The organism is Pseudomonas sp. IPO3778 (genome assembly GCF_013386825.1).
Lineage (GTDB): Bacteria > Pseudomonadota > Gammaproteobacteria > Pseudomonadales > Pseudomonadaceae > Aquipseudomonas.
On record NZ_JACARC010000028.1, the window covers coordinates 28,845 to 48,576 of the forward strand.

General features: G+C 61.4%; 20 protein-coding genes. 10 read left to right on the plus strand and 10 right to left on the minus strand.

Translation table 11 applies throughout. The features are described from left to right. Window positions 1-139 precede the first annotated feature (139 nt). Window positions 140-1,516 carry a signal recognition particle protein gene (gene ffh, locus HX855_RS12440; RefSeq protein WP_088423656.1) on the minus strand — a complete coding sequence of 459 codons (1,377 nt, stop codon included), beginning with the start codon at window positions 1,514-1,516 and terminating at the stop codon, window positions 140-142. 234 nt (window positions 1,517-1,750) lie between these two features. On the opposite strand from ffh, the gene HX855_RS12445 reads away from it, so the two are divergent. The 3 genes from HX855_RS12445 to HX855_RS12455 all read left to right on the plus strand — a co-directional run bounded on the left by HX855_RS12445 (window position 1,751) and on the right by HX855_RS12455 (window position 5,347). Continuing rightward, entirely contained in the window at window positions 1,751-2,563 is an 813-nt protein-coding gene (locus tag HX855_RS12445) for an inner membrane protein YpjD (RefSeq protein ID WP_375140081.1), read from the plus strand. Window positions 2,564-2,575: 12 nt separating this feature from the next. Then, window positions 2,576-3,814, plus strand: coding sequence for a transporter associated domain-containing protein (locus HX855_RS12450; RefSeq protein ID WP_177083583.1), 1,239 nt, complete (start codon window positions 2,576-2,578; stop codon window positions 3,812-3,814). Window positions 3,815-4,036: 222 nt separating this feature from the next. Beyond that, window positions 4,037-5,347, plus strand: a complete 1,311-nt coding sequence (locus tag HX855_RS12455) for an MFS transporter (RefSeq protein WP_177083581.1) — start codon at window positions 4,037-4,039, stop codon at window positions 5,345-5,347. A gap of 132 nt (window positions 5,348-5,479) precedes the next feature. On the opposite strand, the gene purT is transcribed toward HX855_RS12455, so the two are convergent. The 5 genes from purT to HX855_RS12480 form a co-directional block, all read right to left on the minus strand. Continuing rightward, window positions 5,480-6,661, minus strand: coding sequence for a formate-dependent phosphoribosylglycinamide formyltransferase (gene purT / locus HX855_RS12460; RefSeq protein ID WP_177083579.1), 1,182 nt, complete (start codon window positions 6,659-6,661; stop codon window positions 5,480-5,482). A 70-nt stretch (window positions 6,662-6,731) separates the two neighbouring features. Then, a complete protein-coding gene (locus tag HX855_RS12465) occupies window positions 6,732-7,199 on the minus strand; it encodes a preQ0 transporter (RefSeq protein WP_177083577.1) in 468 nt (155 codons plus the stop codon). 205 nt (window positions 7,200-7,404) lie between these two features. Then, on the minus strand, window positions 7,405-7,620 hold the full coding sequence (locus tag HX855_RS12470; RefSeq protein WP_177083575.1) for a DUF1289 domain-containing protein: 216 nt from the start codon (window positions 7,618-7,620) through the stop codon (window positions 7,405-7,407). Continuing rightward, entirely contained in the window at window positions 7,617-8,141 is a 525-nt protein-coding gene (locus tag HX855_RS12475; protein WP_177046987.1) for a gamma carbonic anhydrase family protein, read from the minus strand. The genes HX855_RS12470 and HX855_RS12475 overlap by 4 nt, the downstream gene beginning before the upstream one ends. Window positions 8,142-8,180: 39 nt before the next feature. Continuing rightward, window positions 8,181-8,783, minus strand: coding sequence for a CoA pyrophosphatase (locus tag HX855_RS12480; protein WP_010176834.1), 603 nt, complete (start codon window positions 8,781-8,783; stop codon window positions 8,181-8,183). A gap of 146 nt (window positions 8,784-8,929) precedes the next feature. Here HX855_RS12480 and HX855_RS12485 point away from each other — a divergent pair, with 146 nt between their 5' ends. From HX855_RS12485 to nagE, 7 genes are all read left to right on the plus strand, one after another. Next, a complete protein-coding gene (locus tag HX855_RS12485) occupies window positions 8,930-9,478 on the plus strand; it encodes an NUDIX hydrolase (RefSeq protein WP_003209606.1) in 549 nt (182 codons plus the stop codon). Between the two features lie 43 nt (window positions 9,479-9,521). Further along, the gene (locus HX855_RS12490; RefSeq protein WP_177083573.1) at window positions 9,522-10,025 is read left to right on the plus strand and encodes a murein L,D-transpeptidase family protein; all 504 of its coding nucleotides are present in this window, start codon (window positions 9,522-9,524) and stop codon (window positions 10,023-10,025) included. Between the two features lie 263 nt (window positions 10,026-10,288). Continuing rightward, on the plus strand, window positions 10,289-11,047 hold the full coding sequence (locus tag HX855_RS12495) for a GntR family transcriptional regulator (RefSeq protein ID WP_177083571.1): 759 nt from the start codon (window positions 10,289-10,291) through the stop codon (window positions 11,045-11,047). A 10-nt stretch (window positions 11,048-11,057) separates the two neighbouring features. Continuing rightward, window positions 11,058-12,164 (plus strand): N-acetylglucosamine-6-phosphate deacetylase, encoded by a 1,107-nt coding sequence (gene nagA / locus HX855_RS12500; protein ID WP_177083569.1) that lies wholly within the window; start codon window positions 11,058-11,060, stop codon window positions 12,162-12,164. Beyond that, window positions 12,157-13,167 carry an SIS domain-containing protein gene (locus HX855_RS12505; RefSeq protein ID WP_375140082.1) on the plus strand — a complete coding sequence of 337 codons (1,011 nt, stop codon included), beginning with the start codon at window positions 12,157-12,159 and terminating at the stop codon, window positions 13,165-13,167. Before nagA ends, HX855_RS12505 begins: the two co-directional genes overlap by 8 nt. Before the next feature lie 36 nt (window positions 13,168-13,203). Beyond that, a complete protein-coding gene (ptsP, locus tag HX855_RS12510; protein ID WP_177083565.1) occupies window positions 13,204-15,711 on the plus strand; it encodes a phosphoenolpyruvate--protein phosphotransferase in 2,508 nt (835 codons plus the stop codon). Between the two features lie 74 nt (window positions 15,712-15,785). Beyond that, window positions 15,786-17,444: an N-acetylglucosamine-specific PTS transporter subunit IIBC gene (gene nagE / locus HX855_RS12515; RefSeq protein ID WP_218175749.1), complete on the plus strand. Its 1,659-nt coding sequence runs from the start codon at window positions 15,786-15,788 to the stop codon at window positions 17,442-17,444. A 167-nt stretch (window positions 17,445-17,611) separates the two neighbouring features. Here the strand turns inward: nagE and HX855_RS12520 are convergent, their stop codons facing one another. From HX855_RS12520 to HX855_RS12535, 4 genes are all read right to left on the minus strand, one after another. Beyond that, the gene (locus tag HX855_RS12520) at window positions 17,612-17,914 is read right to left on the minus strand and encodes a DUF6124 family protein (RefSeq protein WP_256352952.1); all 303 of its coding nucleotides are present in this window, start codon (window positions 17,912-17,914) and stop codon (window positions 17,612-17,614) included. 202 nt (window positions 17,915-18,116) lie between these two features. Further along, window positions 18,117-18,569 carry a hypothetical protein gene (locus HX855_RS12525; RefSeq protein ID WP_177083561.1) on the minus strand — a complete coding sequence of 151 codons (453 nt, stop codon included), beginning with the start codon at window positions 18,567-18,569 and terminating at the stop codon, window positions 18,117-18,119. Next, a complete protein-coding gene (locus tag HX855_RS12530; protein ID WP_177083559.1) occupies window positions 18,553-19,191 on the minus strand; it encodes a DUF6036 family nucleotidyltransferase in 639 nt (212 codons plus the stop codon). Before HX855_RS12530 ends, HX855_RS12525 begins: the two co-directional genes overlap by 17 nt. A 229-nt stretch (window positions 19,192-19,420) precedes the next feature. After that, the gene (locus tag HX855_RS12535; RefSeq protein ID WP_177083557.1) at window positions 19,421-19,732 is read right to left on the minus strand and encodes a YqfO family protein; all 312 of its coding nucleotides are present in this window, start codon (window positions 19,730-19,732) and stop codon (window positions 19,421-19,423) included.

The window sequence follows — 19,732 nt, forward strand, 5'->3', positions numbered from 1 at the left end:
TGGCGCCTATCAGCGTGCCATTCAGATCTGCTATAGAGCCGTCGGTTAAAACGGCAAGTCAGCTCCCGCCAACGGCGGGTTTGCTGGAGATCCCGCATCCCTGCGGGTCGGAGCAGGAGCAAGCTCCCGCGCGAATTCTTTACATTTTCGGCATGCCGCCGCCGGGCAACATACCGCCCATGCCGCGCATCATTTTGGCCATTCCGCCTTTTGCGGAGAATTTCTTCATCATCTTCTGCATCTGCTTGTGCTGCTTGATCAAGCGACCGATGTCCTGCACCTGGGTGCCGGAACCCATGGCGATCCGACGTTTGCGCGAACCGCTGATCAGCTCAGGGTCACGGCGCTCGGCCGGGGTCATGGAATTGATGATGGCTTCCATCTGCTTGAACTGCTTCTCTGCCGCGCCCTGGGCATTGCCCATTTGCGCCAGGTTCACGCCACCCATGTTCGGCAGCTTGTCCATCAGGCCGCCGAGGCCGCCCATGTTCTTCATCTGTTGCAGCTGGTCGCGGAAGTCTTCGAGGTCGAAGCCCTTGCCCTTCTTCAGCTTTTTGGCGAGTTTGTCGGCCTTATCCTTGTCGAGGGTCGCTTCGGCTTGCTCGATCAGGCTGAGTACGTCGCCCATGCCAAGGATGCGCGAGGCAATACGCTCAGGGTGGAAGGGCTCGAGCGCTTCGCTCTTCTCGCCCATACCGATGAACTTGATCGGCTTGCCGGTAATCGCACGGACCGACAGAGCGGCACCGCCACGGGCGTCACCGTCGACCTTGGTCAGGATCACACCGGTCAGCGGCAGCGCATCACCAAAGGCCTTGGCAGTGTTGGCCGCATCCTGGCCGGTCATGGCATCGACCACGAACAGGGTTTCTACCGGGTTGATCGCGGCATGCAGCGCCTTGATCTCGCCCATCATCTCTTCATCGATGTGCAGGCGACCGGCGGTATCGACGATAACCACGTCGATGAATTTCAGCCTGGCTTCTTTAATAGCTGCCTGGGCAATGTCGACCGGCTTCTGGCTCAGGTCGGACGGGAAGAAGGTCACGCCCACTTCGCCCGCCAGCATTTCCAGCTGTTTGATAGCGGCCGGACGGTAGACGTCCGCAGACACCACCATCACCGACTTCTTCTTGCGCTCCTTAAGGAAGCGCGCCAGTTTACCGGCGGTGGTGGTCTTGCCCGCACCCTGCAAACCGGCCATCAGCACAACGGCTGGCGGCACGGCGCTGAGGTTCAGGTCTTCGTTGGCTGCGCCCATCAGGCTTTCGAGTTCGGCCTGGACGATCTTCACAAAGGCCTGGCCCGGCGTCAGGCTGCGGGACACTTCGGTGCCCACGGCGCGCTCTTTGACCGAGTTGACGAAGTCCTTCACCACCGGCAAGGCGACGTCGGCTTCCAGCAACGCCATGCGCACTTCACGCAGGGTGTCTTTAATATTGTCCTCGGTCAGCTTGGCCTTGCCGGTGACATGGCGCAGCGTCTGCGAGAGACGGTCAGTCAGATTTTCAAACATGCGCGATCCTTTCAGGCCCTATTCATCGAAATGCATTGGTAGACCGAGGTAATGGCGGCCCAGGCTGTGGTAAATCGCTATTAAAAACAGCGCTCGGCGAGCCTGTGGCGTGGGCAGGTCGCGGATTATAGCGAAGACTGTCGCCATGCACACCCGCTGTCTGGCCTGAGAGTCTTTCGTGTTACGCAGGGGTATGCCAAACTCAGCGCCTTTCGGGCCTGCTTAACAGGATTTATGCTCCCTTTGTCACCCAGTTTGCTTCCCAGCCTCGCCGCCGCCATCTTGTATGCCGCTGCGACCCTCTATCAGGGCACTCGTCTGGCCCAAGGCGCCAAGGCCGACAAACGCCTGCTGGTAGGCTTCGGCGTACTTGCCCTGCTGGCCCACGCCGCCAGCCTGTTCACGCACTTGATGACGCCGGTCGGCCTGGGCCTGGACTTTTTCAGCGCTGCCAGCCTGATCGCTGCCGCCGTGATCGCACTGACCCTGATGGCCTGCTACCGAATCCCGGTGGAGAACCTGCTGGTGCTGCTGTTCCCGCTCGGGATGCTGACGGTGTTGCTGGCGCAATTCGCCCCGACCGGTACCGTGCAGATCATTGATGAAGAGCCGGGCATCCTCGGCCACATCCTGCTGTCGATCCTCGCCTACGGCATGTTCACCATCGCGGTGTTCCAGGCCTTGCTGGTGCTGTTGCAAGACCACCAGCTCAAGCACAAGCACCCGTCCGGGCTGATCAAGAACTTCCCGCCCCTGCAAACCATGGAAAGCCTGCTGTTCGGTTTCCTCTGGGCCGGTTGGACGCTGCTGTCGCTGTCGCTGATCTCCGGCTGGCTGTTCGTCGAGAACCTGTTCGCCCAGCACCTGGTGCACAAAACCCTGCTGGCGTGCCTGGCCTGGGTGGTGTTCAGCGTGCTGCTGTGGGGCCGCAACCGCCTCGGCTGGCGCGGGCACAAGGCGATCCGCTGGACCCTGGCCGGTTTCTGCCTGCTGATGCTGGCCTATTTCGGCAGCAAGCTGGTTCGCGAATACATCCTGCATATCTGACGGGCAGCCGACATGGACAACTTGCCCCTGGGGCCGATGCTTGCGGTAGTAGCCTTGCTGGTTTTATGGTCGGCGCTGTTTACCGCCATCGAAGCCGCTCAGCAACATTTGCTGGCCCTGCGCCCCGGCACCCGTCAGGGTGACAAAGCCGCTGCCCGCCTGCATTTCCCGCGTAACAGCCTGATCCTCTGCAACACACTATGCCGTGGCGTGGTGGTGATTCTCTGCACCCTGCTGGCGATCTACGCCTGGGCCGAGAACGGTCCGTGGCTCGGCTGGGTGATCTCCAGCGCCGTCCTGCTGGTGCTGGCCGACTATCTGCCGCGCACCCTGGCCACTCGCCACCCGCAAACCATCCTCGGTTTTGGCAATACCCTGCTGAGCGTGCCATTGAAGATCCTTTACCCGCTGGCCTGGCTGCTCAACGGCGTCAGCCTGTTGCTGTTGCGGCCATTCGCCCGCAAGCCTCGCGTCGTCAAGAACAGTGACGAGCCGCAGCCTGATCAAGACGACGAGCCGGAAGCCGAAATCCCCAATGTTCGCGCGCCAGGCATGCCGGGCATCCACGCCCTGGACAACATCACCGTAAATGACATCCTGGTGCCCCGCAGCGAAGTGGACGGCATCAACCTGGACGACTCGACAGAAGAAATCATCGAGCAACTGCGCACCTCCCAGCGCACCCGCTTGCCCGTGTTCCACAGTGATATCAACCAGGTCGAGGCGGTGCTCAACACCCGGCAGATCCAGCACCTGCTGCCGGACGCCAGCCTGACCAAGGAAGCCTTGCTGGCGGCCTGCCACGAGCCCTACTTCGTCCCGGAAAGCACGCCGCTGCAGCTGCAATTGCTGAATTTCCACAAACAGCAACGCCGCCTGGGCATGGTGGTGGATGAGTACGGCGAAGTACTGGGCATCGTGACCCTGGAAGACATTCTTGAAGAAATCGTCGGCGAGTTCGAAAGCGAGCACCACCTGGACAACCCTCACATCCAGCCGCAGCTGGATGGCCGCTACGTGATCGATGGCGCCGCCTCGATCCGCGAACTGAACAAGACCCTAGGCTGGCACCTGCCGAGCGACGGCCCCAAGACCCTCAACGGCCTGGTGACCGAAGCGCTGGAAACCATCCCGGATTGCGCCGTTTGCCTGAAAATCGGGCGCTATCGCCTGGAAATCCTCGAGACCGAAGACAACCGCGTCGCCAAGGTACTGATCTGGCACACCAGCACGGTGCCGGTTGCCGTTTAAGCCCCTTGTTGGATCCGCAAACCCCTTCCTATAATCGGGGCGGCTTACCCAAGCCCCGCCCGACCGCGTGCTACCCGCACTGAGCGCGTCCAGGCACCGCCTTATCGTGTCTGACCGGTGTTTGCTCCCATCCTGAGCCACCCCGCGCACTACCCTGACCCATGGGTGTTCGACCAATAATAATCCGCGTTTAAGCGCGCAATGACCGCCAGGGATACCTCAATGAGCACCACCTTTAACGAGACGGCAACCGCCGCCCCGACCAACTCGACGGCCCGGGTCGCTACCGCGAGCATCATCGGCACTGCCATCGAGTTCTACGACTTCTATATCTATGCGACCGCCGCTGCGCTGGTGATCGGTCCGGTGTTCTTCCCGCAGACGTCAGGCACGGCGCAGATGCTCGCCTCGTTCCTGACGTTCGGTATCGCGTTTATCGCGCGCCCGCTGGGTTCGGCGCTGTTCGGCCACTTTGGTGACCGGATTGGCCGCAAGTCGACACTGGTCGCATCCCTGCTGCTGATGGGCGTGTGCACCACCCTGATCGGCTTGCTGCCCGGTTACGACAGCATCGGGGCGTGGGCGCCGATCCTGCTCTGCGTGCTGCGCTTCGGCCAGGGCCTCGGGCTCGGCGGCGAATGGGGCGGCGCGGCCTTGCTGGCCACCGAGAACGCACCAAAGGGCAAGCGCGCCTGGTTCGGCATGTTCCCGCAACTGGGCCCGTCGATTGGGTTTCTGGCAGCCAACGGGCTGTTCCTGATCCTGGCCATGAACCTGAACGACGAGCAGTTCCGCAGCTGGGGCTGGCGCATCCCATTCATCCTCAGCGCGGCGCTGGTGATGGTGGGTCTGTATGCGCGACTCAAACTGCATGAGACGCCGGTGTTCGCAAATGCCGTGGCCAAGGAAGCGCCGGTGAAGGTGCCGCTGGTGGAGCTGTTCAGCCAGCACTGGCTGCCGGTGCTGCTGGGCGCGGCGTCGATGGTGGTGTGTTATGCGCTGTTCTACATCACTACGGCGTTTTCCTTGAGCTACGGCGTGTCCACGCTGGGCTACAGCCGTGAAACCTTCCTCGGATTGCTGTGCTTCGCGGTGCTGTTCATGGGTGCGGCGACTCCGCTCGCGGCGTGGGCCAGCGACCGCTACGGACGTAAGCCGGTGCTGATTGTGGGTGCGATCCTGACCATCCTCTCCGGCTTCACCATGGAGCCGTTGCTGACCCACGGTTCAACCTGGGCCGTGGCGCTGTTCCTGGCGCTGGAGCTGTTTCTGATGGGCGTGACGTTTGCTCCGATGGGCGCGATGTTGCCGGAACTGTTCCCGACCCGCGTGCGTTATACCGGTGCTTCGGCAGCGTACAACCTGGGTGGGATCGTGGGTGCATCGGCGGCACCGTTCTTCGCGACCAAACTGGTGGCGATGGGCGGTTTGAGCTATGTCGGCGGGTATGTGTCGGCGGCAGCGGTGATCAGCTTGATTGCTGTTCTGTGCCTGAAAGAGACGCGCAATAACGATTTGAACAAGGTCGCCTGATAGACCGCCCCCCCCCTGTAGGAGCGAGCTTGCTCGCGAAGAACGTCAACGATGACGCGTTCATTTTGGATAAACGCGGCGCCTTCAAGTTTTTCGCGAGCAAGCTCGCTCCTACAGTGGAAGGTGCTGCGGTTACAGTTCTACAACAACCGCCTTTGAAGCACGGGTGGCTTTAGCCCGGGCAGCCTCGATCGACTCATCCCGCGCCAGTGCCACGCCCATGCGGCGCTGACCGTTCACTTCCGGCTTGCCAAACAGACGCAACGCCGTGTCCGGTTCGCTCAAGGCTGCGCCCAGGTTGGCAAACGCGGTCTGGGTCGACTGCCCTTCTACCAGAATCACCGCCGACGCCGAAGGCCCGAACTGACGGATCAACGGGATTGGCAGGCCAAGAATTGCCCGCGCATGCAGGGCGAACTGCGACAAGTCCTGGGAAATCAGGGTCACCAGACCGGTATCGTGCGGGCGTGGCGAGACTTCGCTGAACCACACCTGATCGCCTTTGATGAACAGCTCAACGCCAAACAGACCACGACCACCCAAGGCCTCGGTCACCGCCTTGGCAACACGCTCGGATTCGGCCAGGGCAATCGGGCTCATGGCCTGTGGCTGCCAGGATTCCTGATAGTCGCCTTTCTCCTGACGGTGGCCGACTGGCGCGCAGAAGGTGGTGCCGCCAATGTGGCGCACGGTCAGCAGGGTGATTTCGTAGTCGAAGTCGATGAAGCCTTCGATGATCACCCGGCCTTTGCCCGCACGCCCGCCTTCCTGGGCGTAATCCCAGGCTTTGCGCACATCATCGGCACTGCGCAGCAGGCTCTGGCCCTTGCCCGACGAACTCATTACCGGCTTGACCACGCACGGGAAGCCCAGGTCGGTGACGGCCTTGCTGTAGTCCTCGAAGGTGTCGGCGAAGTGGTACGGCGAGGTCGGCAGGTCCAGCTCTTCAGCGGCCAGGCGACGGATGCCTTCGCGGTTCATGGTCAGCAACGTCGCGCGGGCAGTCGGGATCACGGTGAAGCCTTCGGCCTCCAGCTCCACCAGGGTCGCGGTGGCGATCGCTTCGATTTCCGGCACGATGAAGTGCGGCTTCTCGGCTTCGATCACGGCACGCAGGGCAGCGCCATCGAGCATGTTGATCACGTGGCTGCGGTGGGCAACCTGCATGGCCGGCGCGTTGGCGTAGCGATCCACGGCAATCACTTCAACACCCAGGCGTTGCAGTTCGATTACCACTTCCTTGCCCAGCTCACCGCAGCCACACAGCATTACGCGGGTCGCGGTTGGCGACAATGGAGTTCCGATTCGGGTCATCTCAGGTCCTCAGGGGAGCGGATCATGGTGGAGAAAGGCCGGCATTTTACATGAACTGTAAAGATTGGCTTCAGTTGACGACGCGTTGCCGGCGCAACCGCCAGGCCATGGCCAGCCACACCACGGTCACCCCGGCGAATTTCGAGACCAGGGCAGTGCCGGCCACGGCAGGCGTCAGCGCGCCGATCAGGCCGAAAAAGATAAAAGTATCGAGGGGAATGCTCAGCGCCGAACTTATCCACAGGCGGTCATGGAGCGGACGCTTGGTGATGCTGAACACCAGCCAGTCAATGCACTCGGACACGGCGAACGCCGTGGCACTGGCCAGGGCAATGGACGGATCGGAGGTGATATAGGACAGCACCAGCGCCGCCAGCATGGCGATGATCGCGCCATGGCCGAAGCGGGTTTGCACCATGTCCCGCAGGACAAACACCAGCCCGCCCCAGGCAGACCAGATGACGTCCAGGTGCGGGGCGGTGGAGAAGGCAAAGTTGATCAGCACGACGCTGCTGATGTAGGCAATCAGGAAGAACATGGGGCGCGGGACCTGTGAACAAGGGGCACAGGGTACTGCACAACCCATCAATGTGGCGAGGGAGCTTGCTCCCGCTGGGGCGCGAAGCGGCCCTGAAATGGGCGATCGCGGTGTACCTGAAGTAATACTGTCGCCTGATTTGGGGCTGCTTCGCAGCCCAGCGGGAGCAAGCTCCCTCGCCACATCAAGTGCAGCCCTCTAGCGATCAGGCGCCGGATTTACCGGAAATCATCCACACCAGCCCACTCGCCTTCGCCCGCTCATGGCATAAACCCAGCACCACCCGGCGCTCGGTATTGTCCATGCGGCTCCAACGAGTGATTTCATCCACGGTCCGCTGGCAACCGGTGCAAATATCGTCGTCATCCAGCGCACAAATGCTCACGCAAGGCGAAGCGACGGGTCGTTCAACCGGGTTCATTCTTCCTGCTCAACCAGGTCACGGGCATAACGTTGCGAGTTATGCACATAGTGCGCCGCGCTGGCCTCGAGCATCTTCTTCTGCACGTCGGTCAACTCCCGCACCACCTTGCCCGGGGAGCCCATCACCAGCGAACCGTCCGGGATTTCCTTACCCTCACCGATCAGCGAATTGGCGCCAATGATGCAGTGCTTGCCGATCTTCGCTCCGTTGAGGATCACTGCATTGATGCCGATCAGGCTGTAATCGTCGACGGTGCAGCCATGCAACATGGCGTTATGGCCGATGGTCACGCCGGTGCCGAGGGTCAGCGGGTAGCCCATGTCGGTGTGCATCACGCTGCCGTCCTGCACGTTGCTGTTCTTGCCGATCAGGATCAGTTCGTTGTCGCCGCGCAACACCGCGTTGAACCAGACGTTGGCGCCCTCCTCCAGCTTGACCTTGCCCACCAGCGTGGCATTGGGGGCCACCCAGCTGTCGGGATGGGTTTCGACTCGGGCGTCGCCCAGGCGGTATTTCATAGGTGGATCCTCACGGCAGGAGCGATGGCCATCGGGCTCTTAGGTATTGATGAAGCTTTTCGGCGGTCGGTGCAGGCTGATGTCGGCATCGTCATAGAGCAGATTGATCAACTCGACAATCATGATCGCCGTCAGGCCCCAGATCTTGTATTCGCCAAACCGGTAACTGGGCACGTACCAGCTGCGACCCTGGTAATCGATACGGTGGGTATGTTCGCGGGGATCCTGGCGAAAAAACTCCAGGGGCACGCTGAAAACAGCGGCGATCTCGGCGTCATTGGCCAGGTATTCAACGTAATCGGGGATAACGCCTACATAAGGCGTGACACGGATACCGTGCAGGGAAATCAGCGGGCTCAACGGGCCAATGACTTCCACCAGCCCTGGCGGCAGGCCGATTTCTTCTTCGGCTTCACGTAGCGCGGTGAATATCAGGTCGGGATCGTCGGGGTCGCGGCGCCCGCCAGGGAACGCCACTTCGCCGCCATGGGTGGATAACCCGCTGGCGCGCAAGGTCAGGATCAGCTCGGGTTCGTCACTGCGGGTGATCGGCACCAGTACCGCCGCTTCCGGGAAACGACCGTCGGTCTCCAGCGTGTGGGGCGTATGATTGCTTACCCGGCGAAGTAGCTCGTCCAGCATGAGTCATCTCGGTCTGTTGGCTACCTTGCATCATGCACCAAACCTTGCGCACGCCCAACCCCAAAACCCTGGCCATGTCGCTAAACGACAACTTGCAGCCCTTACCCGGTCACGCCAAGATAGGCGCACTCTCCAGGAACCCCAGCATGAACTTCTGCAGCCAGTGCGGTAAACCGGTCACCCAGCGCATTCCAGAAGGCGACGCACGCCTGCGTTATGTCTGCGATCATTGTCAGACCATTCACTATCAGAACCCCAATATCGTTGCAGGCACCGTACCGGTGTGGGGCGACCAAGTGCTGCTGTGTCGTCGTGCCATCGAGCCGCGCCTGGGTTTCTGGACCTTGCCTGCCGGTTTCATGGAGAACGGCGAAACCGTCGAGCAGGCCGCCATGCGTGAAACCCTGGAAGAAGCCTGCGCCCGGGTGCGCAACCTGAGCATCTACACCCTGATCGACGTACCGCACATCAGCCAGGTGCACATTTTCTACCGCGCCGAGCTGATCGACCTGGACTTTGCCGCAGGCCCCGAAAGCCTCGAAGTGCGCTTATTCGATGAAGCTGACATCCCTTGGTCCGAGCTGGCTTTCCGCACGGTCGGGCGTACCTTAGAATGCTTCTTCGCTGACCGCCGGCAACAGTCGTATCCGGTGCGCAGCGAGTCGGTGCCGCCACTGACCCAATTGGCCAAATAACAACTCCAGGCGGCACGTCGTCTTCTCAGGGGATACCGTTTTAATGCGTTGGTTGCTTGCTCTGATCTGCCTGTCGTTTGCCACGCTGTCGCCAGCCTCCACCCAATTGATCCTGGGCGGCAAACCCGTCGAGAAAATCCTGGTGCTCAAGTCCGCCCATCAGTTGCAACTGATCAACGACGGCAAGCCGATCAAGACCTATCGCATCTCCCTGGGCAAAAACCCCAAGGGCACCAAGCTGATGGAAGGCGACCGCCGAACCCCGGAAGGCTTCTACTGGATCGACTGGCGCAAGACCAGCGACCGCTTCAACCTGGCCATGCACATCTCCTATCCCAACATCAGTGATTCCGCCCGCGCCCGCCGCGAAGGGGTCAAGCCCGGCAGCATGATCATGATCCACGGCACCCCCGACGCCGAGGACTACCCCGAAGAACTGTTCCACACCCTGGACTGGACCGACGGCTGCATCGGCATGCGCAATGTCGACATGCGCGAAGTCTGGAACCTGGTGAAAGACGGCACGATGATCGAGATTCGTCCGTAATTTCCCGCCGCTCGTAAAATAATTCGAAAAAAATTCCCGCCCCACGGGTGGCTTGCCGGTGAATACCAGTTCACCCCGGCAGGCTGCGCGCTTCTGCCCGCAAGAAAGACCTCTCTAATACCACTTGTTATGGCGCACTATTAAAGCGCCAGTAAACGCTCGCCTGCACCGTTTTCGCTGCATTGACATGGTATTTAAGTGGTATTAGCTTTCGATCACTACCGGGCGACAACACTCCAATAACCGCATCGGAAACCGACACGATGAACCCCATCCTGGCCCTGCGCCCCGACGACAAACAATCGACGCCGCTGTACCTGCAACTGGCCCGCAACCTGGAAGCCGCGATTCATGCCGGCCAGTGGAAATCCGAGCAGGCCTTGCCGTCGGAGCGTGCCCTCAGCGAGCAATTGAGTATTTCCCGGGTGACCGCCCGCAAGGCGCTGGAAGTGCTGTTCGAACAAGGCCTGATCCGTCGCAGCCAAGGCTCCGGCACCTTCATCACACCCCGCCTGGAACAGCCGCTGTCGCGCCTGTCGGGCTTCAGCGAAATGCTCCGGCTCAAGGGCTTTGTACCGACTTCCCAGTGGCTGGAGCGCGACATCACCCAGCCCACCCATGAAGAACTGATCCGCCTGGGCCTGTCGCCTAGCGACAAAGTGGCGCGACTCAAGCGCTTGCGTAAGGCCGACGACACGGTGATGGCGATTGAAATGACCACCATGCCCGCCTCTGTCCTGCCGCACCCGCAAGCCATCGGCAACTCGCTCTACGAATACCTGGAGAGCATCGGCAAGCCCATCGTACGCGCCCTGCAACACATCCAGGCAATCAACGCCTCGGACGAGTTCGCGGCCCTGGTGGGCATCGCCCCCGGCACCGCCATGCTGCTGATGACGCGGGTGGGCTACACCGCCGACAACACCCCGATTGAAATCACCGACACCTACTGCCGCAACGACTACTACGACTTCGTCGCAGAACTGCGCCGCCACGACTATTCCGCTGAACTGCGAATTTAGAGAACTGCCCATGTCCGAAGACAATATCCTCACGCCCCACGGCTGGATTCGCGGCCGCCTGGTGCACCAGCACGGCAAGGTGACTGCCGTTGAAGGCAGCCCGTGCGACCCGGCTGACAACGACCTGCCCTACCTGCTGCCAGGCTTTATCGACCTGCACGTTCACGGTGGCGGCGGCAAAGACATCATGGAAGGCACCGACGCCTTCCAGACCATCACCCGCACCCACGTACGGTTTGGCACCACCTCGCTGCTGGCCACCACCATGACCGCGCCGGTGGACGAAATTTCCCGGGTGCTCGGCGAACTCGGCACTTACTGCGAAAGCCGCCCGACCGGCACCGCCCGTGTGCTCGGCGTGCACCTGGAAGGCCCCTACATCAATCCCGGAAAACTCGGCGCCCAACCGAACTTCGCCCACACCGCCTTGATGGCTGAAGTCGAAGAATACCTGCGCCTGGCGCCAATCCGGGTGATCACCATTGCCCCGGAAATCGCCGGCCACGACGGCCTGATCCGCGCCCTCAGCGAACGCGGCGTGCGCATGCAGATCGGTCATACCCTGGGCAGCTACGAAGAAGGCGTCGCCGCTCTCGCCGCTGGCGCCACCAGCTTCACCCATTTGTACAACGCCATGAGCCCGCTGCATCACCGCGAGCCCGGCATTGTCGGCGCGGCCCTGGCCCACGCCAAATTCGCCGAACTGATTCCCGACCTGCTGCACGTGCACCCCGGCGCCATGCGCGTGGCCCTGCGTTCGATCCCGTGCCTGTACTGCGTCACCGATTCCACCGCCGCCGCCGGCATGCCCGACGGTGAATACAAGCTGGGCAGCCACACCGTGACCAAGTGCCTGGGCGGCGTACGCCTGGCCGATGGAACCCTGGCCGGCAGCACCCTGACCATGGACCAGGCCCTGCGCAACCTGGTGAAGATCGGCCTGCCCGTCAGCGAAGCCTCACAACGCCTGTCGCAATTTCCTGCGGACTACCTGGGCCTGGAAGAACGCGGTCGCCTGCAACCCGGCAGCTTTGCCGACTGCGTGCGCCTGGACCGCTCCCTGAACCTCACCGACGTAATGGTCGAAGGAGAAACCATTGACTTCAAAAATGCTTGAAGAGGCCCTGGCCTCCTGCGAAGCCGTCGAGGCTCAACTGCAACGCCTGGAACCTGTGCTGGTGGAAGTCGCCGGCCGCCTGCGCCGCCAGCCGCCGCAAGTGGCGATGACCATCGCCCGCGGCAGCTCGGACCACGCCGCCAGTTACTTCGCCTACCTGACCATGCAACACCTGGGGATTCCGGTGGCGTCGTTGCCGATGTCGGTGGTGACCATGTTGCAATCGCCGCTCAAAGTCAGCGGGCAAGTGGCGTTCGGTTTCTCCCAGTCGGGGCAAAGCCCGGACCTGGTCAACAGCCTGCGCCTGTTGCGCAAGCGCGGCGCCTTGAGCATCTCGATGGTCAACGCCGAAGACTCGCCGCTGGAAGCCGCCTGCGAATTCCACGTGCCTTTATGTGCAGGGCCGGAACGCAGCGTTGCCGCCACCAAAAGCTTTATCGCCACCCTGAGCGCCAGCGCCCAACTGATCGGCCACTGGAACCAGGAAGACGAGTTGCTCCAGGCCTGCAAGGCATTGCCCGACGGCTTGCGTGACGCCGCCAAACAAGACTGGAGCGTGGCCATCAACGCCCTGCGTGACTGCCAGCAACTGATGGTCATCGGCCGTGGCGCCGGGTTTGCCATCGCCCAGGAAGCCGCGCTCAAGCTCAAGGAAACCTCGGCAATCCAGGCCGAAGCCTTCAGCAGCGCCGAAGTGCGCCATGGCCCGATGGCCCTGATCGATGACAACTACCCGCTGCTGGTTTTCGCTCCCCGTGGCGCTGAACAAGCCGGCCTGCTGAGCCTGGCCGCCGACATGCGCCAGCGTGGCGCCCGCGTGCTGCTGGCCGCCCCCGACGACATCGCCGAACGCGACCTGACCTTAAGCCGCGCCGAACACCCGGCCCTGGACCCGATCCTGGCGATCCAGAGCTTCTACGTGATGGCCGCCGGCCTGGCTGAAGCCCGGGGCATGGACCCCGACCAGCCGCGTCACTTGAGCAAAGTGACCCGCACCCACTGAGTTGATTGCAGCGTTTTCCTGATGAGTACCGTGCCCATGTCCAACAACAATAAAGACCTCACCCTCAGCGCCCCCCTCAGCGGGCCGGTGCTGACCCTGGGCAATGTTCCCGATGAAGTGTTCGCCAGTGGCGCCATGGGCGACGGCATTGCCATCGACCCGCTCAACGATTGCCTGCACGCGCCCTGTGATGGCGTGATCATTCACGTCGCCCGTACCGGGCACGCGGTGACCATTCGCGCGGATAACGGCGCTGAATTGCTGATGCACGTGGGCATCGACACGGTGGAATTGAATGGCGAAGGCTTCGCGTTGCTGGTCAAGCAAGGGGCCCGGGTCAGCAACGGCCAGGCGCTGGTGCAGTTTGACCTGGACCTGATTGCGCGGCAGTGCAAAAGCCTGGTCAGCCTGATCATCCTGACCAACAGTGATGCGTTTGAGCTACGGCCGCTCGCCCTGACGTCAGTGAAGGTGGGCGAACCGCTGCTGCAGGTGGTTGCCCGGTTGGCCGGGGCAGCCAAAGTGATGGATGAGGCGGTCACCGAAGCCCGCGCAACACTTCGCATCACCCACCGTGGCGGTCTGCATGCGCGCCCTGCGGCCTTGATCCGCAAGACGGCGCAGGCATTCAGCAGCCAGTCGCAGCTGCACTTCGCCGGCAAAACGGCTTCGTGCGACAGCCTGATTGGCTTGATGGGACTGGGGATTGGCGAGCAGGACGAGATACAAGTCACCTGCCGCGGCAAGGATTGTGAAGCGGCGCTGCAAGCACTGATCGCCGCGTTGTCGGTGGCCGTCAGCGAAGCACATCACGCCCCTGTGGCCGTCGCCCCGCGCCGTGAAAATACCGAAGCCGGTGTGCTGCAAGGTGTCTGCGCCGCACCGGGCCTGGTCTGCGGGCCGCTGTATCGCCTGAACGGGATCGAGTTGCCGGCGGACCCTGGCAATCACGTCCCGGATGAACAACTGCAGCATCTGGACAGTGCCCTGGAACACGTGCGCGGCGAAATCCGCCACACCCTGGACCAGGCCCGCCAGCGCAAGGATGTGGAGGAAGAAGAGATCTTCGCCGCCCACCTCGCCCTGCTGGAAGACCCGACACTGCTGGACACCGCCACCGCTGCCATTGAACACGGCAGCGCCGCCACTCACGCCTGGCGCGATGCGATCCAGGCCCAATGCGCGGTGCTGCTGGCCTTGGGCAAACCGTTGTTCGCCGAACGCGCCAACGACCTGCGGGACTTGCAACAGCGGGTGCTGCGGGCACTGTTGGGCGAGGCCTGGCATTTCGAATTGCCGGCCGGCGCGATCGTCTCGGCCCATGAGCTGACGCCGTCGGACTTGCTGCAACTGAGCAAACAACACGCCGCTGGCATCTGCATGGCCGAAGGCGGTGCGACCTCCCATGTGGCGATTCTGGCGCGGGGTAAAGGCTTGCCGTGTGTGGTTGCGCTGGGCACTGAATTGCTTGATGTACCTCAAGGCCAACGGGTGGTGCTGGATGCCGCCAATGGCCGGCTGGAACTGACGCCGGATGATGCGCGCCACGCCCAGGTTCACCAGTTGCGTGATGCACAGAAACTGCGTCGCCAGCAGCAACACGCCGAGGCTCAAGGCTCGGCCTGCACCCAGGATGGCGTGCGGATTGAAGTGGCCGCGAACGTTGCTTCCAGCGCCGAAGCCCAACTGGCCTTTGAGAACGGCGCCGATGGCGTCGGCCTGCTGCGCACCGAGTTTCTCTTCGTCGACCGCCGCACTGCGCCGGATGAACAGGAACAGCGCCAGGCCTATCAAGCCGTGCTGGATGCCATGGGCGACAAGTCCGTGATCATCCGCACCATCGATGTGGGCGGCGACAAGCAGCTCGACTACTTGCCGCTGCCGTTCGAGACCAACCCGGTGCTGGGCCTGCGGGGCATTCGCATGGCTCAAGTGCGCCCGGAACTGCTGGACCAGCAACTGCGCGCCCTGCTGCAAGTCTCGCCACTGGAGCGTTGCCGGATCCTGCTGCCGATGGTCAGCGAAGTCGACGAACTGCTGCACATCCGCCAGCGCCTCGATGAGTTGTGCACCGAGCTGGAACTGACCCAACGCCCGGAGCTGGGGGTGATGATCGAAGTGCCTGCCGCCGCGCTGATGGCCGAACAACTGGCCGAGCACGCGGACTTCCTGTCCATCGGCACCAATGACCTGTCCCAGTACACCCTGGCCATGGACCGCGACCACGCCGGCCTCGCCGCCCGGGTCGACGCCCTGCACCCGGCGCTGCTGCGGCTGATCGCCCAGACCTGCACCGGCGCCGCCAAACATGGCCGCTGGGTGGGTGTGTGCGGTGCGCTGGCGTCCGACCCGCTGGCCACGCCGGTGCTGATCGGCCTGGGCATCAGCGAGCTGTCCGTGAGCCCGCCGCAAATCGGAGAAATCAAGGACCGTGTCCGCCACCTGGACGCCGCCCACTGCCGGCAACTGAGCCAAAGCCTGCTTAACCTGAGCAGCGCCAAAGCCGTTCGCCAAGCCTGTCAACACCACTGGCCGCTGAGCTGAAAACAACAAAAACAGGGAGACACGCCGTGTACCAATATTTTATCGAAGGGCTGCAACGCCTGGGCCGTGCGCTGATGCTGCCGATCGCGATTTTGCCGATCGCCGGCCTCCTGCTGCGACTGGGCGACACCGACCTGCTGAACATCGCAGTGATGCACGACGCCGGGCAGGCGATCTTCGCCAACCTGGCGCTGATCTTCGCCATCGGGATTGCCGTGGGTTTTGCCCGCGACAACAACGGCACGGCGGGCCTGGCGGGCGCCATTGGTTACCTGGTGATGATCTCCACCCTCAAGGTGATGGACGCCAGCATCAACATGGGCATGCTCGCGGGGATCGCCAGCGGCTTGATGGCCGGGGCGCTGTATAACCGCTTCAAGGATATCAAGCTGCCGGAGTACCTGGCGTTCTTTGGGGGGCGACGGTTTGTGCCGATCGTCACCGGGTTCTCGGCGGTGGCGCTGGGGGTTATCTTTGGTTTGATCTGGCCTCCGGTGCAGCAGGGCATCAACAGCTTCGGCGTGTTGCTGATGGAAAGCGGCAGCTTTGGCGCGTTCGTGTTCGGCGTGTTCAACCGCCTGCTGATCGTCACCGGCTTGCACCACATCCTCAACAACATGGCGTGGTTTGTGTTCGGCACCTTCACCGACCCGACCACCGGCGCAGTAGTGACCGGCGACCTGACCCGCTACTTTGCCGGCGACCCGAAAGGTGGCCAATTCATGACCGGTATGTTCCCGGTGATGCTGTTCGGCCTGCCGGCGGCGTGCCTGGCGATGTACCGCAATGCACTGCCGGAACGGCGCAAGATCATGGGCGGGATTTTCCTGTCGATGGCGCTGACCTCGTTCCTGACCGGGGTGACCGAGCCGATCGAATTCGCCTTCATGTTCCTCGCGCCGTTCCTGTACCTGGTGCATGCGCTGCTGACCGGGTTGTCGATGGCGATCACCAACATGCTGAATATTCACCTGGGCTTTACCTTCTCCGGTGGGTTTATCGACATGGTGCTGGGTTGGGGTAAATCCACCAACGGCTGGCTGGTGTTCCCGGTCGGGCTGGCGTATGCGGTGATCTACTACAGCGTGTTCAATTACTGCATTCGCCGCTTCAATTTGAAGACGCCGGGGCGTGAAGATATTCAAGTCGTGCAGGCTGAGACCATGACCGATAACCAGCGGGCCGGGGCTTACATTCGGGCGCTGGGTGGAGCAGAGAATTTGCTCAGTGTGGGGGCGTGCACGACGCGCCTGCGGTTGGACATGGTGGACCGCAACAAGGCGGTGGATGCGGAGCTGAAAGCGCTGGGCGCCATGGCAGTGGTTCGGCCGGGTAATGGCGGGAGTTTGCAGGTGGTGGTCGGGCCGATGGCCGACAGCATCGCCGACGAGATTCGGTTGGCCATGCCTTCGTATGTGGCGGCGCCTGCGGCGGTGGTTGCGCCTGTCGAGAAGAGCGTACCGGTGAATGTGCACGAGGCCGAGAAATGGCTGAGTGCGCTGGGCGGTCGGGCCAATGTGCTGCAACTGGATGCAGTGGCGATGACGCGGCTGCGGGTGGAGTTGGGGGATGGTTCGGTGTTGTCCGAGTCTCAATTGACGGCACTGGGTTGCCAGGGTGTGAGCCAGCTTGAGAGCGGGGTTTGGCACTTGTTGATTGGTGACAAGGCGTCAGGGTTGGGTGAGGCGCTGGAGCGGTTGGTCAGTGGCCGCGAAGCCGTAACCGGCGCCTGACAACATTGTGGCGAGGGAGCTTGCTCCCGTTGGGCTGCGCAGCAGCCCCAATAAGAACGCCGAATTTTTTCAGGTAGAACTCTGTGGCAGATTTTGGGGGCTCTTCGCGCCCCACCGGGAGCAAGCTCCCTCGCCACAGGGTTATTGCCTATAGGGAAGAGATGTTTCTAAGCTGGGTCCGCCTGTTCAGGCACCTCATACAAATCCAGCGTCCGATCCGCCATCAACTGAATCCCCTCCAGCATCCGACAAATCCCCAGCGCCACATCACGGTGGGAGCCGGCGATTTCAAACGCCAGATGAACTGTCAGGCCCTGTACGGAGGCCAGATCCTGGGAGGCGTTGGCCAGCAGGGTTTCGCTATCCAGATTGGGTATCAAGGTAAATAACTGATCGGCAGGTTGACCCGTTGCCTGGCGCGCTGCGGCTTGAAGCGAGGCTATGGAAGATGAGGCGTTTTCGTTGACCATCGTAAAGCTCCGAGAAAAATAGGCTCCTGGTGATGTTTACGAGCTTGCAGTCCCGGTCGCTGAATTGGCAGCGACTGGCGAAGGTTAGAGAGGCAGGTTCCGAGGGACAACCTGAAAGACCTGTCAGAATTTTCCGGACAATTGAGAAGACGCAGACAACAAAAACCCGACATAAGCCGGGTTCGTTTATTGCCGTTTTCGCTTAAGCAGACGATGCTCGTTGTTCAGCTTCGTAGTGCCGAGTCTGGAAAGGCATCAGCGCTTGAGCCTTCAAACCAAGACCTTCACTCAATCCCCAAGAAACCGCCAGCTCGTCGCGACGACTACGAAGCGCCACAGCAGCCAGTGGCTTCGGCTCCAGCTTGGGAGTCGAGCGGGTAAACAGCTCAAGAGCCTTAAAAGCTTCAGATACTCGGCCATCAGTGACGCACGAAAAACGCGTGAATCGTTCAAGCAGATAACCTGCTCGGCGAACTTCCACCTCACTGGCATGGAGCTTTAGAAAAGCTCTAGCCTCGCTGACGAGGTTCGCGTCCGAATACCAAACCGCTTTCGCCGCACTGACAAGCGCAACATCATCAGCCTGATTTAAAGGACTTCTGACCAGCATATCCAAGGCAGATGAGAGGACGTGGCCGTTAGGGGGCTTCGCCATCTATAGTCTCCAGGTAGTCATGCAAAATATTGGTGAGAACGGATCTGGGTGGCTCTTTGTTGCCAACATACATATCTATCGCCTGCAATGCCAGACGACGCAACTCAGTGGTCAATATGAAGCCTGACCTAAGCAGTGCCATGATATCGCCTATGTCTTGGTCAGTGGCTCTACCCAGCTTGGAGATTACTATATCGATAGGCGCAGCGACGTGAAGATGCAACACCGATTCAATCGGAAACTCTTCAAGCGGTAGGCTCCGCTCCCAATACTCCTCATGAAGAGGACCAAAACCAGTGTTGTATTGGAGGTCATAGTTCAGCTCCATTAGACGGCCGGAACGCTCGTCGACAAATTGCTCTGGTACCTCTGCAAGCAACGTTTGAAGAAGGAGCCTGTCAGGAACCCTGGCAGAGTAAATTTCCGCATCGACATCTGTAGAAACCCGGTGGTTGGTATAAAGGTGGACAGCACAACCACCGAAAATAATCACTTTGACCGCACCAGGCTCGGCGCCCTCAAGTGTCAGCTCGGCTTCGACGGATTTGAACATTGAAATCAAAGCCTTCCCAAGCGCTGTGCCCGTATTGAGTCGTGGAGCAATTACATCTGGCAATGTCATTGTTGGGTCCCAGATACTGATGTGATGAAGCTGGACGGGGCCCGAAATCTGTTCCCGGTCACCGAGTCGACGGTGACCAACGAAGGCTATTGAGGGCGGTTCCGAGCGACAACCTGAAAAGACCGTAAGAAAAATCCAAACCATCCGTAGGCTCTCCACAGAACCTCAGGCAACAAAAAACCCGCTGACCAAACTGGCCCAGCGGGTTTCTTGTTTTGCAGCCGGCGAATCAAAAATCCGCCAACTGCCACACCTCATAAGCCGGTGTTTCATACGGATGGCTCAGTTTCAACGCAGCCACCACAGCCACGATCAACTCATCCGCCACCACCAGTTCAACCTTCCATTCGTCAACCACTTCAACCTGGCCCACCTGCCCGATAAACGGCTGGCTGCCGTCCATCGCGCGGAATTGGCCCTGGCCCCGTACCTGCCAGGCGCAGTTGTCGTAGTGGCCGATGCGCCCGCCACCGGCTGCGAAGACGGCGGTTTTCACCGTCTCCACATGGCTGTCGGGCACAAAGAAGGCGAGCTTGTACAC

Excerpts from the sequence above, each read along its gene's own strand:
- HX855_RS12480 (WP_010176834.1), bottom strand. The coding sequence starts at position 8,783 with ATGCTGGACGAGCTACTTCGCCGGGTAAGCAATCATACGCCCCACACG.
- HX855_RS12505 (WP_375140082.1), top strand. The coding sequence starts at position 12,157 with ATGCTTGAAGAGGCCCTGGCCTCCTGCGAAGCCGTCGAGGCTCAACTG.
- HX855_RS12455 (WP_177083581.1), top strand. The coding sequence starts at position 4,037 with ATGAGCACCACCTTTAACGAGACGGCAACCGCCGCCCCGACCAACTCG.
- HX855_RS12445 (WP_375140081.1), top strand. The coding sequence starts at position 1,751 with ATGCTCCCTTTGTCACCCAGTTTGCTTCCCAGCCTCGCCGCCGCCATC.
- HX855_RS12495 (WP_177083571.1), top strand. The coding sequence starts at position 10,289 with ATGAACCCCATCCTGGCCCTGCGCCCCGACGACAAACAATCGACGCCG.
- HX855_RS12450 (WP_177083583.1), top strand. The coding sequence starts at position 2,576 with ATGGACAACTTGCCCCTGGGGCCGATGCTTGCGGTAGTAGCCTTGCTG.
- HX855_RS12520 (WP_256352952.1), bottom strand. The coding sequence starts at position 17,914 with ATGGTCAACGAAAACGCCTCATCTTCCATAGCCTCGCTTCAAGCCGCA.
- ptsP (WP_177083565.1), top strand. The coding sequence starts at position 13,204 with ATGTCCAACAACAATAAAGACCTCACCCTCAGCGCCCCCCTCAGCGGG.
- nagA (WP_177083569.1), top strand. The coding sequence starts at position 11,058 with ATGTCCGAAGACAATATCCTCACGCCCCACGGCTGGATTCGCGGCCGC.
- ffh (WP_088423656.1), bottom strand. The coding sequence starts at position 1,516 with ATGTTTGAAAATCTGACTGACCGTCTCTCGCAGACGCTGCGCCATGTC.
- HX855_RS12470 (WP_177083575.1), bottom strand. The coding sequence starts at position 7,620 with ATGAACCCGGTTGAACGACCCGTCGCTTCGCCTTGCGTGAGCATTTGT.
- HX855_RS12525 (WP_177083561.1), bottom strand. The coding sequence starts at position 18,569 with ATGGCGAAGCCCCCTAACGGCCACGTCCTCTCATCTGCCTTGGATATG.
- HX855_RS12530 (WP_177083559.1), bottom strand. The coding sequence starts at position 19,191 with ATGACATTGCCAGATGTAATTGCTCCACGACTCAATACGGGCACAGCG.
- HX855_RS12475 (WP_177046987.1), bottom strand. The coding sequence starts at position 8,141 with ATGAAATACCGCCTGGGCGACGCCCGAGTCGAAACCCATCCCGACAGC.
- purT (WP_177083579.1), bottom strand. The coding sequence starts at position 6,661 with ATGACCCGAATCGGAACTCCATTGTCGCCAACCGCGACCCGCGTAATG.
- HX855_RS12465 (WP_177083577.1), bottom strand. The coding sequence starts at position 7,199 with ATGTTCTTCCTGATTGCCTACATCAGCAGCGTCGTGCTGATCAACTTT.
- nagE (WP_218175749.1), top strand. The coding sequence starts at position 15,786 with ATGCTGCCGATCGCGATTTTGCCGATCGCCGGCCTCCTGCTGCGACTG.
- HX855_RS12485 (WP_003209606.1), top strand. The coding sequence starts at position 8,930 with ATGAACTTCTGCAGCCAGTGCGGTAAACCGGTCACCCAGCGCATTCCA.
- HX855_RS12490 (WP_177083573.1), top strand. The coding sequence starts at position 9,522 with ATGCGTTGGTTGCTTGCTCTGATCTGCCTGTCGTTTGCCACGCTGTCG.